The sequence below is a fragment of the uncultured Gimesia sp. genome (genome assembly GCF_963972345.1).
Taxonomy (GTDB): Bacteria; Planctomycetota; Planctomycetia; order Planctomycetales; family Planctomycetaceae; genus Gimesia.
In genome coordinates, this window is sequence record NZ_CAXAVM010000180.1 from 1 (window position 1) to 14,486 (window position 14,486).

At 48.6% G+C, this 14,486-nt stretch carries 11 protein-coding genes; 3 read left to right on the forward strand and 8 right to left on the reverse strand.

Annotated features, from left to right (window positions below; all coding sequences use genetic code 11):
* The 4 genes from AACZ40_RS22815 to AACZ40_RS22830 form a co-directional block, all read right to left on the reverse strand.
* On the reverse strand, positions 1–964 hold a 964-nt coding region (locus AACZ40_RS22815; RefSeq protein ID WP_339675973.1), incomplete at its 3' end, for an ABC transporter permease.
* A gap of 109 nt (positions 965–1,073) precedes the next feature.
* Positions 1,074–2,993 carry a peptide-binding protein gene (locus AACZ40_RS22820; RefSeq protein WP_291169385.1) on the reverse strand — a complete coding sequence of 640 codons (1,920 nt, stop codon included), beginning with the start codon at positions 2,991–2,993 and terminating at the stop codon, positions 1,074–1,076.
* Between the two features lie 241 nt (positions 2,994–3,234).
* The gene (locus AACZ40_RS22825) at positions 3,235–3,669 is read right to left on the reverse strand and encodes a CAP domain-containing protein (protein WP_291169383.1); all 435 of its coding nucleotides are present in this window, start codon (positions 3,667–3,669) and stop codon (positions 3,235–3,237) included.
* A gap of 173 nt (positions 3,670–3,842) precedes the next feature.
* Entirely contained in the window at positions 3,843–5,714 is a 1,872-nt protein-coding gene (locus tag AACZ40_RS22830; RefSeq protein WP_291169380.1) for an ABC transporter ATP-binding protein, read from the reverse strand.
* Between the two features lie 158 nt (positions 5,715–5,872).
* Here AACZ40_RS22830 and AACZ40_RS22835 point away from each other — a divergent pair, with 158 nt between their 5' ends.
* A complete protein-coding gene (locus AACZ40_RS22835) occupies positions 5,873–6,826 on the forward strand; it encodes a glycosylase (RefSeq protein ID WP_291169378.1) in 954 nt (317 codons plus the stop codon).
* A 22-nt stretch (positions 6,827–6,848) separates the two neighbouring features.
* Entirely contained in the window at positions 6,849–9,500 is a 2,652-nt protein-coding gene (locus tag AACZ40_RS22840; protein ID WP_291169376.1) for a ComEC/Rec2 family competence protein, read from the forward strand.
* Here the strand turns inward: AACZ40_RS22840 and AACZ40_RS22845 are convergent.
* From AACZ40_RS22845 to AACZ40_RS22860, 4 genes are all read right to left on the reverse strand, one after another.
* The gene (locus AACZ40_RS22845; RefSeq protein WP_291169374.1) at positions 9,478–10,428 is read right to left on the reverse strand and encodes a tetratricopeptide repeat protein; all 951 of its coding nucleotides are present in this window, start codon (positions 10,426–10,428) and stop codon (positions 9,478–9,480) included. The two genes, AACZ40_RS22840 and AACZ40_RS22845, sit on opposite strands and share 23 nt — an antisense overlap.
* Positions 10,429–10,525: 97 nt before the next feature.
* Positions 10,526–10,753, reverse strand: coding sequence for a winged helix-turn-helix domain-containing protein (locus AACZ40_RS22850; protein WP_002643778.1), 228 nt, complete (start codon positions 10,751–10,753; stop codon positions 10,526–10,528).
* A gap of 192 nt (positions 10,754–10,945) precedes the next feature.
* Positions 10,946–11,404, reverse strand: a complete 459-nt coding sequence (locus tag AACZ40_RS22855) for a hypothetical protein (RefSeq protein WP_291169372.1) — start codon at positions 11,402–11,404, stop codon at positions 10,946–10,948.
* A 139-nt stretch (positions 11,405–11,543) separates the two neighbouring features.
* A complete protein-coding gene (locus AACZ40_RS22860) occupies positions 11,544–14,066 on the reverse strand; it encodes an ATP-binding cassette domain-containing protein (protein ID WP_291169369.1) in 2,523 nt (840 codons plus the stop codon).
* A 171-nt stretch (positions 14,067–14,237) separates the two neighbouring features.
* Here AACZ40_RS22860 and AACZ40_RS22865 point away from each other — a divergent pair.
* A partial coding sequence (locus AACZ40_RS22865; RefSeq protein ID WP_339675980.1) for a hypothetical protein occupies positions 14,238–14,486 on the forward strand: 249 nt, incomplete at its 3' end.

A 14,486-nucleotide genomic window follows, 5' to 3' on the forward strand; every position in this document is an offset into this window, starting at 1 on the left:
GGGGATCAGCTAACGCATAAAAGATGTCAGCCAGCAGCTGACCCGCCAGAGTCAAAATGGAAAACATCAGTGTCAATCCCATGATCGTGGGATAATCTCGTTCCAGAATCGACTCAAAATACAACTGCCCCATTCCAGGCCAGCTGAAAATCCGCTCAATAATCACGGAACCGCCCAGTAACGAAGGGAGTGTCAATCCAATTAATGTCACCAGCGGAATAAATGTATTTCGAAAGGCGTGCTTTACCAGCACATTAATTGGCCCCAGCCCCTTCGCCCGAGCGGTGCGGATATAATCCTGACGCAGTACTTCATGCATGTTCGCCCTGATGAAACGGCTGTAGTAAGCCAGGCTGCCGTAGGTGTAACAGATGACCGGCATCAGGGCATGCTGGAAAATATCCCAGACCTGCTGAGTGCTGCTCATGGAAGAATAGTTATCGCTCTTCATACCATACAAAGGGAGCCAGCCCAGTTTGTTGGCAAAATAGATCTGCAGAAATAACGCGGCGACAAAACTGGGAAACGAATAGAGCATATACAGGGTCGTACCCAGCGTGCGCTCATCCAGTTTCCCCTGACGCGCAGAGGAATACAGGCCGAACGGAATCGCCAGCAGATAAGTCAGAAACAGGGATGTAATTGATAATATCAGCGTCGGACCGATACGCTCGTGAATCAACCGCGTGACAGGCTGCTTGCGGGAGATGGAACGGCCCAGGTCCAGCCGACAGACATTACTCACCCAGAGCACATACGCTTCAGGCCAGGGCTTATCCAGGCCGTACGCTTTTCTCATTCGTTCAATATCAGCAGGGTTCAGCTCTTTTCCCGGGTCAATCATCGCCATGTTAACGGAGATCGGAGATCCCGGCATATTTCTGATCAGACCGAAAATAATGAAGGTGATCAGCAACAGGGTAATCAACCCGATGAATAGCCTTCGCACAAGATAGCTGAACATGCTTTGCAATCAATCCGTAATGAGTAACAGCATATTTTCAGAGACCTGTCAGGCATTTCTGCGCGAGTACAGAAATGCCCGCTGATCAGTTTGGTAAGCCAGTAACAGATTAGTTTTCAACTGGTTTCCAGAGACTGGAAAAGCCTGGCCCATACCCATAAGGGCCGCGCGGGCTGAATACATAGCCTCTCAGATCTTTGTTGAAGCCATAGAAGGAATTACGGAAGTAGAGCCAGGTATAAGGCTGATCGTCATACAGCAGTTCATGGATTTTGCCGTAGATTTTGGCTCTTTTTTCTTTGTCGAATTCACGGCGACCTTCTTCGAAAAGCTTATCGACTTCCGGGTTGGAGTAGTTCACATAGTTGCGAGCCGCTTCGGTCTTCCAGAGATTGATCGAAGTGTCCGGATCCGTTCCCGTTCCCCACCCGCCGAACATCGCCTGAAACTGATGGTTCCGGGCCTTATCCTGCATGACAGTGAATTCGGTTGGTTTGACTTCACAGATAATTCCGATCTGGGCGAGATTCTCTTTCAGTAACGTACAGATCGAAAGTGACAAAGGCTGGCTGGAAGTCATGATACTGAAGCGGAACGGAATGACTTTTCCATCAAACTCTTTATCACGGATGCCATCACCATCGTGGTCGATCCAGCCGGCTTCATCCAGCAGCTTCTCTGCTTTTGCCAGATTCTGCTGGTAGGGCTTGCTCATCGGGTCGGGAGACATCCAGGCTGTTTCATGAAAGATGCCGGTACAAGGCTGATAGAGCCCGTAACAGAGTTCATCCAGCATCTCTTTGTGATTGAAGGCATACGACATCGCCTGCCGCACTTCTTTGTCCTGGAAAAACAGTGTTTCACAGTTCCAGCCAAAGTAGAAGTAAACCCATTCCAGACCATTTGCCTTGGTACAGATCTTATAGAAATCATCGTCTTCGGTCTGAGTTTTCCATAGCTCGGGGTTGAGTGCCATCTCGTCGATTTTACCATTTTTCAAAGCGAGCAGAGCAGTATTGGGGTCTTCAATGATGCGGAGTCGTACCCGTTCGAAGTACGGACGTGTGCGGACCTGTTTCCCGTCCTGCATGTACCAGCTCTCGCGGCGTTTTAACAGAATTTCCTGTCCACGTTCCCGTTTCTCGAATTGGTAAGGACCTCCTGTGACAGGGTCGTTTTCAAACTTCACATGGTAAGGGCTGTCCTGCAGGGTGGGATCGGACTCAAGTTCTTTTTCATAGATATGTTTTGGGATAATCGGAAAGTTCAGATTCCAGACGTTTGTTGGTAATGACTCTTTATGGAAGAATACCAGCGTCTGGTCATCATAAGCCTGAATCCAGCGAATCTGGTCCGTTCCCGAACGGACAGCAGGGACCGGTACTGCAGGGTTCATAATGGTCTTGAATGTAAAGACGATATCATGGGCGGTAATGGGGGTTCCGTCTGACCAGGTCAGGTCATCTCGCAGAACGACTTTATCGTAGAGTTTGTCTTTACTGGACTGCCAGGAAACGACGGTATCGGAAACAGCAAACGGTTTGAAATTCCAGTCGAAACTGAACAGGCCAAATCCGGTGAGAGAAGAAACCTCAAATTCGACTGCCGAACTTCCCATAATCGGATTGGTACTTTTCAGGTCGGCACCCACGTGTCGATTGATGGTCGCTCCCCAGTCTACTTGCTCGTCGTTTTCGGGTAATCTTCCCAGGGCACTCAGGATTTTCTCATTCATTTCCTGATCCGTGTTTTTCAGCTTGAGTGCCTCTTCGACAGTGACCTGTGGTTTTTCCTGGCTCTGTCGTTCCCGCAAAAGTTCCAGACTGTCCAGCACGGGTTGGTCTTCCCATTCGACCTGTGCATCTAAATCAGCGAGTTTGGGAGCATCGAACGGCTCCAGCAGAACTTCTTTTGTTTCTGAATCTGCTTCCTCTCCTGTTTCCTCAGTTGCTGGACCAGGGCAGCCAGTCAGGGTCATCATCAGGAAGAGGGCTAAGACGAACAGATTAAAACGGGGATATTGATACATGGATATTCCTTCAATTACTCCATTGAAAAGTCGGAAAAATCACCGGAGGTCTATATGGGTTACGCAATCCAGAACCATAGTGTGAGACGCTGTCTCTAGATTGTGGCAGACTCATCATAATAGAACAAGGCTGATTCTGGTTTAAAGGTAAGTTACATTTAGACTTACCGTCAACCAAAACCAGCCTTGTTTTTTTAAATCGGTGCTGACTGCTTTTGAATCAGCGAATCATATGGGAGGCTTACTTAAAAACACCCACCCAATAATAGTTACCGTTTAATACCATGTAGCCGAATCCAGCCTGGGTACCCGTCAACATGATAGAGTGATGAGCGGGGGAAGCGATCCAGCCATTGACAGCAGCAGCGGCTGAAGTGGGGCCCTGAAAAATGATTTCGGGCCAGGGCAGATTACTGTGCTGATAGTATCCGGTTTGAGCCATCCACTTGGCATGTTCCTGCGCCTGCAGGCACATGTTTGTATTCAATGTCAACGCTGGCATTCCATTTCGTGCGCGCTCTGCATTGTGCAGTTTCAGCAGTTTCTGAATGGTAGGATTTTTCAGTAACCAGTCGTGCTCACCCTCCTGCTTTGGTTCTTCTGAAAAAACAGGCTGAATCAACAACAGACAAAACAGACCTGTTAAAACGACTTTCCATGATGGTTTTATTGTCATTACCACTTTCCTAATCTTTCCGTACATAGGATGTTAAAATATTTCACCGACATAAACTTTGCCGGTTCCGTAGACTGCAGGGCAAGGTTAGCACCGGTAATTCCTGTGGTCTACTGTACGGAATGCAGAAAAGAGAGAGCTCTCCTCATATTGATAAATCCACATATTTTTTCTTATTTGTGCTTGTCAGCCTGTTCTTCCCTATGTGCAACTCGGGCCTTAATTTGTGTCAAATCATCAACAGGCACTGATGCTATTAACTTACGCGTATATTCCTGTTGCGGGTTCTGATAAATGGCTTCGGACGGGCCAAGTTCCACCAGTTTTCCGGCATTCATCACTGCCATCATATCGGACATGAATTTCACCACACTCAGATCATGGCTGATAAAAATGTAAGTCAGGTTATGTTGTTCCTGCAGATCTTTCAGCAAGTTCAGGACCTGTGCCTGCACAGAGACGTCGAGTGCAGAAACCGATTCATCGCAGATAATAAATTCCGGTTCCACAGCCAGGGCACGGGCAATTGAAATTCGTTGTCGTTGTCCGCCGGAAAACTCATGTGGATAGCGATCCAGATAGTCAACAGGCAGACCAACTTCTTCAAGCAGAGAAGCGGCACGATCACGCCGATCCGAATTCGATTTACCCAACCGGTGCGCGATCATGGATTCCGTGATGATCGTCGATACCATCATGCGCGGATTCAATGAGCTGTAGGGATCCTGGAAAATGATCTGCACTTTCCGTCGAAATGGTTTTCTTTCGGAGCGTGTCATGTGGGCCAGGTCGTTTCCTTCGAGCAGAATTTTACCCCCGGTTACGGGAGCCAGCCCGACAATTGCCTTGCCGGTTGTTGTTTTGCCGCACCCGGACTCGCCTACCAGTCCGATCGTCTGTCCCCGGTAGATATTCATCGAGATGCCATCCACGGCTCGTACGTGATCTACGGTTCGTTTGATAATGCCGCTCTTGATCGGGTAGTAGACCTGCAGTTGATCCAGGCTCAGGATCGGTTTCTCCCCTGCTTCGACAAATCGCGATTCTGGCAGGTTTTTAACATCATCCCAGCGGTAACCTAAAGACTCCAGTTCCGACCGGGGATGCAGGATTCGGGGGCGTCCATGAGCTGTGATCTCCTTGAATTTACTTTCGTCAAACGCTTTTTCCTGAATCAGGTATTCACCGGAACGGGTTTCCTGAAAATCCATAAAATCGGAAACGGTGGGTAAACGTTTATAAGTGGAATCCAAAGACGGCCGACAGGCCAGCAGGCCTTTCGTATAAGGGTGCTCCGGGTTCTCGAAGATTTCAACAACCGGTTTATATTCGACCAGTTTACCACGAAACATGACGGCCACATCGTCGGCAATCTCTGCGATCACACCTAAATCATGGGTAATAAACAAGACCGACATCCCACGCTCATCACGCAGTTTACGGATCAGGTTCAGAATCTGTGCCTGAATCGTCACATCCAGTGCTGTTGTGGGTTCGTCAGCAATCAGTAATTCCGGATTACAGCTCAACGCCATCGCGATCATCACGCGCTGCTTCTGACCGCCTGACATCTCATGAGGATAACTTGAGAACCGTCTTTCCGGATCAAGAATCCCGACTTCATGAAACAGGTCGATCGTTCGTTTTCTGGCTTCTTCAGACGTCACCTTCTGGTGCAGCATGATGGCTTCCATCACCTGTTTTCCGACGCGAAACACGGGATTCAGTGACGTTCCCGGTTCCTGAAAGATCATGCTGATTTCACGACCACGGATGTTACGCATTTCCGGATCGGACAATTTTACGAGATCTTTTCCCAGGAATGAGATCGAGCCTGCATCGATTTTTGCCGCGGCGTCTGGCAGCAGTTTCATAATGGAAAGCGATGTTACGGATTTGCCGGATCCCGATTCGCCTACCAGACCCAGGGTTTTCCCTTTCTCGATCGAGACGTTTAAATCCTCGACTGCTTTCACCACTCCGCGGCTGGTGTGGAAGTAGGTTTTCAATCCCTTGATATCGAGTAAAGCTGCTGTCTCTGGCATGGTAAATCCTTTTGGTTCTGATTTCAAAATGTCCTGCCGGGCAGGTGCTCTCAGAATTCATCTCTGACACTTTGTATTTCGGAAAGTGATTTGCGTATAATAACGAAACTTCAATAAGATGGCAGTGGAAACATACGAAACCTGATGAATGTTATCAAATGAACGGAGCCACGGTGAATTTCTACACACGTTTGCAATGCGCTTTCCTGCTCGTAACGACTCTATTTCTATACGTAATCCATTCGTCGCTTGTTGCAGAAGAAATCAGTTTTCCCGATGAATTAACCAGATTTCGTCCCTATGCGGACAATCCGATCTTTGAGGCCCAGGGACCCGGTCACTGGGACGTTAAAATCCGGGAGCGTGGCTGGATTCTCAAAGAAGGGGACTTCTATCACATGTGGTTTACCGGCTACGATGGAACCCGCGCAGGCATGAAAAAACTGGGGTATGCCTGGTCCTGCGATGGCATCCACTGGACGCGTTCTCCCTGTAATCCGGTCTACCAGCAGCACTGGGTCGAAGACATGATGGTGATCAGACAGGGAGATACATACCACATGTTTGCTGAAGGCAAAAATGACATCGCCCAGCACCTGACTTCAGCCGATGGTGTGAACTGGAAACGCATCGGTGCCCTGGATGTGCGTATGTCGGACGGCACACCCATCGCTGCAGGTCCCTATGGCACCCCGGTTGTCTGGCATGAAAAGGATACCTGGTATCTGTTTTATGAACGGCGGGACGCCGGGATCTGGCTGGCGACTTCTCCGGATATGAAAGTCTGGACCAATATTAATAACGACCAGCCGGTGATGCAGCCGGGACCAGAATCCTATGATCAAAAAATGATTGCCATGAATCAGCTGATCAAATACCGGGGAACCTACTACATGATATTTCATGGTACGGCGGCTGCTCAAAAGCCTTCATTATGGACCACTAATATTGCTGCATCTAAGAATATGATTGACTGGGTCAAATATAAAAACAATCCGCTGACCAGACCCGAAGTCAATCAGTCGAGTGGCTTGTTGATTCCGGATGGAAACCGATTTCGATTTTATACGATGCACAACCAGGTTGATTTAAATCTACCCGTCGTCCCCTGAATTCAACGGGGTTCCTGTTTTGATGAACGAGTCCCCTGACAAGACAGATCAGTCCTCAAATCCCGGGGATCACGTTCTGCAGAAACCTCAGCGGTATCCTGCCCTGACCGTATTGATCTGTTTTGCTGCGGGGATTCTGCTGGACGCATGGTTGAGTCCGGAGATTTCGTTCTGGCTCCTGTCTGCGGTTGCCGCCTTAATCTGCTGGCTACTGACTTTTCGGGCGCATTGGGGGCAAACCGCCACTTTCATGCTCCTGACAGTAGTCGTCTGCCTGGGAGCCCTGCGACATCACGAATTCTGGTTTTGTCGCAGTCCGGAACATGTCACGCGTCTGCTTCCCCCGACAGATCAGCAGCAGGACTCCAGTTGTACGGTCAGGCTAGCCGGGAAGATTTCCTCCAAACCAGATATTCGCGACCTGAGTGAAGACGAGTTACTGAATCCGGAACAGCCTCAGAGGCGAATTCAGTTTACACTCGCCTGCCAGAATCTTCTGATGAAAAATTCCGACGAAGTACCCATCACGGGGAAAGTTCGTGTATTCATCACAGAAAACCGGACAACATCGGAGTCAGCACTTGCCAGCCAGCTGGCAGCCGGGGATCTGATTGATATTTGTGGCGAGTTAAAACGTTGTGCGAAACCAGACAACCCTGAAGATTATGATTTTTCTATTTATTTTCGCAAACAGAAAATCGACGCTACCCTCTCGGTTAAGATTCCTGAAGCGGTAACCATGCTTAAGAAATCGGATGATTATTCCTGGAGCCGGGTACGCACAGCAGTTCACAACTGGTTTAAAACCCTTATCGTCAGCCATACATCAGAGTCTACGCAGCCAGTCGCGCTGGCACTATTGCTGGGTGAACGAACCCAGTTGAGTGCGAAAGTAAGGCAGGAATTCAGTCAGTCCGGGCTGATCCATTTTTTAGCGATCTCCGGACTTCACATTGGATTTTTCAGCGTTTTTGTGTGGAGTATCTGTCATATACTGAATCTGCCGCGAACAGTGACGGTCACTTTATTGGTGCTGGCAATTCTGTTTTACCTTTCGATTATCGAAATCCGTCCGCCAATCTTAAGAGCGGCTTCTTTTTGTGTGCTTGTAACCCTGGGGCTGGTCAACTGGCGTACGATTACCACCTTGAACCTGGTATGTGTGTCAGCGCTGATTATTCTGCTGATCAATCCAACAGACCTGTTTGATGTGGGAACACAGCTTTCGTTTCTGGCAGTAGCGACGATTCTCTGGACGGTCAATCAGGACTTTTATAAAAACCTGTATCAGCAAACCTGGCTTCCCCTGAGTTGGCGGTTGAAAGCAAATGATCCGCTGCTGCAGACACCATTACAGCGGTGGGCGTTTCAATATTTTCGGATGCTCTACACAATATTCCTGGTGACCTTCTTCATCTGGATCGCCACAGCCCCTCTGGTCCTCTATCACTTTAACCTGCTGGCTCCAATCGGGCTGATTGTGAATACACTGATTTTCCCGTTTCTGTTTCTGATTCTCCTGCTGGGATACCTTCTGATGTTTGTCGGTTCCCTGCTTCCGTTTACTGCCGGGATCTTAGGATTCTGTTTTGACCAGAGCCTGCAAATTCTGCTCGGGATTGTGGAGTGGTCATCGAATTTACCTTTATCACATTTCGAGTTACCGTCCCCTGCCCTCTGGTGGATTCTGGTGTATTATGTTTTGCTGCTGATTTGCGGTCTGTCTGGTTTCTGGAAACAGCGCTGGATCACCCGCATACCCTTCAAACAATTACGGTTGTCGTTGTTGCCTGTCTGGATCCTCGCGGGACTGTCAGTGCCTCTGTTAATTCCGCAGCAACCTGCCCTGCGATGTACCTTTATTGCCGTCAATCATGGAGTGTCTATTCTGATTGAAGCTCCTGGTGGAGAAACCATACTCTACGACGCCGGTTCACTGTCACCTGTAGAACAGACTTATTTGAAAATCAAGAAGACCCTGCTGGCACGGAGGATTCGCCGGGTGGATTTACTGCTGATTTCACACGCCGATCGGGACCATTATAACTCTGCAGCAGAACTGATCGCTAAGGGATATGTACGTGAGCTTGCCTTTCCCCAATCGTTTCTGGCACGGTTTCAGAAGGGAACTCTCGAATTATGTGATGCTGCATTGGAGGAACAAGTTCCTGTAAAACTCATCGGCAAAGGGGACTGCATTCAACTGGGTGATACGACGAGCATCGAGGTATTGCATCCCGAATATGGTAATCAATATCAGGATGATAACCCCTCCAGTCTGACGTTGCGAATTTCTTATGGCGGGCGTCAGATATTACTGACAGGGGACCTGGAAGGGGCGGGACTCAACAAACTGTTGAGTCTGCCTGTGAGCGGCCGGGTTGATGTGCTTCTCTCCCCCCACCATGGCAGTCGAACCGCGAATACCCGTGAGTTGAATGCCTGGGCGAAGCCTGCCTATGTGATTGTCAGTGGCGGTCAGAAACAGACAATCCCTGTTCTGAAAAAGACTTTCTCTGAAAATACACAGATTTATTCAACCCGTCAGCACGGAGCAATTGTCTGTCAGGTGGATAAGACCGGCAATTTAACAGTCAAGCCCTTCCGCAGGGATGATAACCAGAAGGAACCACCGGTGCAGCAGGCCGATTTTAATCTGCACCGCGCGAATTGATTAATTCTTCATGCGAACTCAACTCAAGCATGCGATGCTTCAGCAACTTTCTCATGTCAGTGAGAGACTTCACTTTTTTCTGAAATGTCGAGTAAATAACATCCAGTTCAGAATAGTGCTTTCGACTCTGAGAAATGCAACGATTCAGGTTGAGCAGGCCCGGTGTTATACCTTTCTTCAGGTCCTCGACAATAGTATGCGTGATTTCCGTGATTTCTCCGCACAACTTATGAATCTCGCGGCGGTCATTCGCGCGTTCTTCGGCACTGAGATCACAGGTAGAAACGCTGGCGCCTTTTTTGCGGAGCATCGATTCATCAACCAGACGTCCAAAAGGACTCCGTTTCGCTTTCTCTTTTACGGATTCTGTATCCAGAATTTTCAGAGCATTTCTGGCTTTCTGAAAGCCAGGGGAGATCTCCAGCGCTCGTGAGAAGCTCGAATGCGCTTGAGTATGATTTTTCATTTCCAGATAAACGTTACCCAGATTGAAATGGGCATCGACCATGTCATTGTCAAATATGAGAGCCTGTTTATAGGCTGTTACCGCCATGCTCAACTGGTTCAAACCCTTGTGGGCGATTCCCATGTTGTAGAATGCATCTGCGGATTTTTTATCTTTCTGAACAGCTTTTCTTAACACATTAAGTGCCTGTTTGTATTCACCCATGCGGTTATAGATCGCTCCCATATTGATATAGGGCGAGGGATCAGCCGGGGCCAGGCGGGTCACTTCCTCAAAGTGCTTGATGGCTTCGGGATACTGTTGCAACTGAAAGTAAGCCGTTGCAATCGAGACATGAGCTTTCTTTTCTGCAGGTTTGATACTGAGAATCCGCTGATAAACCTCTATGGCTTTTTTGATTTCACGCGATTTCTGGAGAAGCCGCGCCTGTTGAAACAGTTCATTGATTTTTGAGTCATTCAATTCTGTAAACTCCCCAGGGCAGATTTCAGGGAAAAGGAGGCTACTGTCTGCTGTAATATTATGCCCTGTATTTTGCAGTCAGACGAGCAGTATGAATTCATTCATTTACCAGAGAGATGAGTTTACTGCGTGATCCCTGGTGGAATTCAATTTTACCTTCTCGGCCGAGCCAGCCGACTGCCTGCATGACCAGATCACGGGGCGCCTCGATCTCACGTGAAAGCTTGCTGAGCGTCACCGGTTCATGTTCACTTAAATATTGCCAGACAACCCCTGCCACAACTCCGATGCTCTCAACCTGATGTGATTCTATTTCCGCTGACATCAAAATGCTCCTGAGTTATACCTGCAGTTTTCGGTAACAGTACGGTGATGGCTTCCTCTGCCAATACGCTGCTTCGGTTACACACCTTGGAACGCCCGTTTGCAACGGTCTTGTCTGATCATTATAAAACCAGTCGACTTTGGTAAGCAATCATTGAATTTCGGAGTTTTGGTTCATTCGCAGGATATCAACTTAAACTATATCCAGATAGCCGTCAAATTCATTATCAAAAATATCCAGACTCAGAGAAATGGCCTCCAGGTCTTTCAGGGAATTCTGCAAATCCTGATCGGTTCCCTGATAGAGGATAAATACTGTAAACAGGCTGGTTTTCAGGACCCGCAGAAAAGCACTGTTGATCAATTCAGAGCAGACAAACTCGACGTCGTAACCAGGGCACTCCTTGCCTGCCAGCCTGGCTTTGGTATCGTACACATCCAGTTCATCATATTCTTCCTGAAAAACTTCCAGTGACTTTTTCAATAGATCCTCAGCTGGAATATCAACCAGAAACAGCGAAATCATCCAGAAAGAAGAGTCAGCACCAGCGACTCCAATTTGAATTTCTCCATTCTTCTCGTCCACTTCTTTGGAGAGTTCCCAGTCATCTGGATATTCAAACGAAATGCCGTACTCATTAAATAATTTCATAGCGATCGAAGTTCAGCTTTCTCTAAGGCAATCAGGATGTAAAACGATGATTGAAGCGGCGGTTGACAGGCCTGAATTCAGTATAATTAAAATGAGCCGTTTCTGCAGGGGGTACTTTTGATTGACTTCAGAAAAAATATCAATCGGATGCTACATCAGAATACAGATCGTACAGCATTCTACCAGTCGCTCCCTGCCGGTTAGCGGCAATCTCCTCCGGGGAACCCTCATCGATGAGGAAGCCCCCCTCCTCACCCGCTTCAGGCCCCATATCAATCATCCAGTCCGCGGCACACATGACCTGGGGATGATGTTCAATGACCAGCACCGAATTGCCAGCATCGATCAGTTTGTTTAAAGTGCGTAATAAACAATCGATATCATGCGAATGCAGCCCGCGTGTCGGTTCATCCAGTACAAAGAGCGTCCTGCCGTTTAAGGGAGAAACCAGTTCTGAAGCCAGCCTGATCCGTTGTGCTTCTCCCCCCGAAAGCAGATTGGCCGGCTGTCCCAGAGCCAGATATCCCAGGCCAAGATCCAGCATCACCTGCAGTACATTGCGAATTCGGGGAATCGACTCAAAAAACTCCCAGGCCTGGGAAATCGGCATTTCCAGAACATCACTGACTGTTTTGCCACGATAGGTAACCGATAAAGTTCCCCGGTTGAATCGTTTCGCGTGACATTTTTCGCAAGGCAGAAATACGGGAGGCAGAAATTTCAGATCGATTCGTTTCACCCCAGTGCCACGGCATTCCCCACAGCGGCCTTCCGCTGAATTGAAACTGAATCGTCGTGGGGCATAGCCGCGCAGGCGTGCCGATTTTGTCTTCGAAAACAGTTTTCGCACTTCGTCCCAGATACCACAATAAGTCGCCGGGTTGGAACGTCCGTTTTTCCCCAAGGCAGTCTGATCAATAATTTTAATCTGCTGCAGATGTTCAATCCCCTGCAGAGAGTCATACAGCAATGCGGAATTCGGACGTCGGTTCAACTCTGACTTGATGGCAGGGACCAGTGTGTCAATGATCAGAGACGTTTTTCCTGAACCACTGACTCCCGTGACACAGACAAGTTGCTGCAGTGGTACTTTTAGCGTGACCTCTTTGAGGTTATTGATTCGAGCCCCGGTAAGTTGCAGGAATTGCAGAATGCTCGGATCCGTCTCCTCAGTCTTCCTCCTGGATGGAGTGCTTGTAGTTAACCCTTGTGCGGTAATCGATTCCTGATGTTGGATGAATTGTTCAAATTCACCGGAGAACACCAGGTTTCCTCCTTCGGTGCCGGCACGGGGGCCAATATCAACTATATAATCACCTGATTTGATGACATCGTGATCATGTTCGACAACGATCATCGTATTCCCTGCCTGCTTTAGACGCTGTAATATTTTGAGTAGTTTGTGTGTTTCATTCGCGTGTAAACCGGCCGTAGGTTCGTCCAGAATGTAACAGGCTCCCGTCGTACCGGCTCCCAGGCAGGCAGCAAGTCTGGCACGCTGTAATTCACCGCCCGATAACGTTTGGGAGGGCCGCGACAGTTGAATATAACCCAGTCCGATCTCAGTCAGGTAGTTCAACCTGCTGCGAACAGAGGGAATGATCTGATCAGCAATGGCCTGAAACTGATGACTTCTTTCTTGAAGGGAGACTGATTCCCACTGATCGAGCCAACTGGTGATTTCCGGCGGTGTTAACGCGGTAACCTGGTCAATGGAACGCTGATTCAAAAGAATGGAACGTCCATAGGGACTGATACGGGCGCCCTGACAGTCCGGGCAGATCTGCTCATCTGCGGCGTCGGGCTGCGTAATCACTCCCAGGCCTTCACAGGTTGGGCAGGCACCGTAAGGACTGTTAAAGTTGAAGGTGACCGGCTCGGGATCAGGGAAACTCAGATTACATTGTCCGCAAGCCAGTCGGGTGCTCACATACCGGTCCGACCAGCCAGACTCAGTCTGCTGACTGACCAGGCAGGCACCACCCCCCTGTTTTAAAGCCAGGTCAACCGATTCCTTGAGGCGTGACTGGATCCCCTCTTTTACGATGATTCGATCGATCACGATTTCGATATCATGTGGAACATTCTCCGGGAGGTCGTGAGGTTGCGTGATATCAATCACGGCACCATCAATTCTGGCGCGGACAAACCCCTCTTTCACAATCTGATTTAAAAGTGCCGCATGATTTCCTTTTTTGGCGGAAACGAGGGGAGCCAGAATCATGACTTTTTTGCGGTCTTCGAGTGCCAGCACCAGATCGACAATTTGTTCCGGAGTCTGCTGATGGAGTGCCTGCCCGCAATTCACGCAGTGAACAATTCCCAGTTTTGCAAAGAGTAATCGAAAATAGTCATACAACTCTGTCAGGGTGGCCAGTGTACTGCGCCGGGACTGCACTCTTTGAGTTTGATCAAAACAGATAGTGGGTGGCAGCCCCAGAATCTGATCGACGGCAACTGGTTGCGTCTGGCTGAATAACTGTCGTGTTCCAGACGACAGGTTTTCCAGAAAACGTCGTTGTCCTTCCTGATGAATGGTGTCAAATACCAGGCTGCTTTTCCCGCTTCCACTGACGCCCGTCACGATTGAGATCTGGTTATGCGGCAGATCCACGTCGATATTTTTCAGATTATGGCAGTGTGCCCCCCGAATTCGAATCATCTGATCATTCTGATATCGCATGGAGGGCCTTAAGAAGAAAGCATGTGTCAGCTGTTGAAAAACGAGTGAAGTAGATTCAGCGGGAATAGAATCTCTGGAACGAGAATGCTATGATTCTACAAAGTAAGGATATTTTTTAAAGATCACGTCCATCAGAGAGCCCGTGTTATCATGTCAATCATCCCCTGTTCCTTCTTGTTTCGGCATTCGATCGCTCTGCCACTGATACAGAATATTCCCCAACAGCGGGGGCGATTATTAAACCTTCCGGCTTCTGCGCTCTTGCCTGATCTGACATTTGACAAATCAAAAAAATGGGGAAAACTTAAAGTCGCCTGGAACCCGGAAGGACTGGCAATCAGTCTGCAGGTCAATCAGAAAAACCATCCGGTCACAGCGGTAGAAAGACTTAAAGTCTGG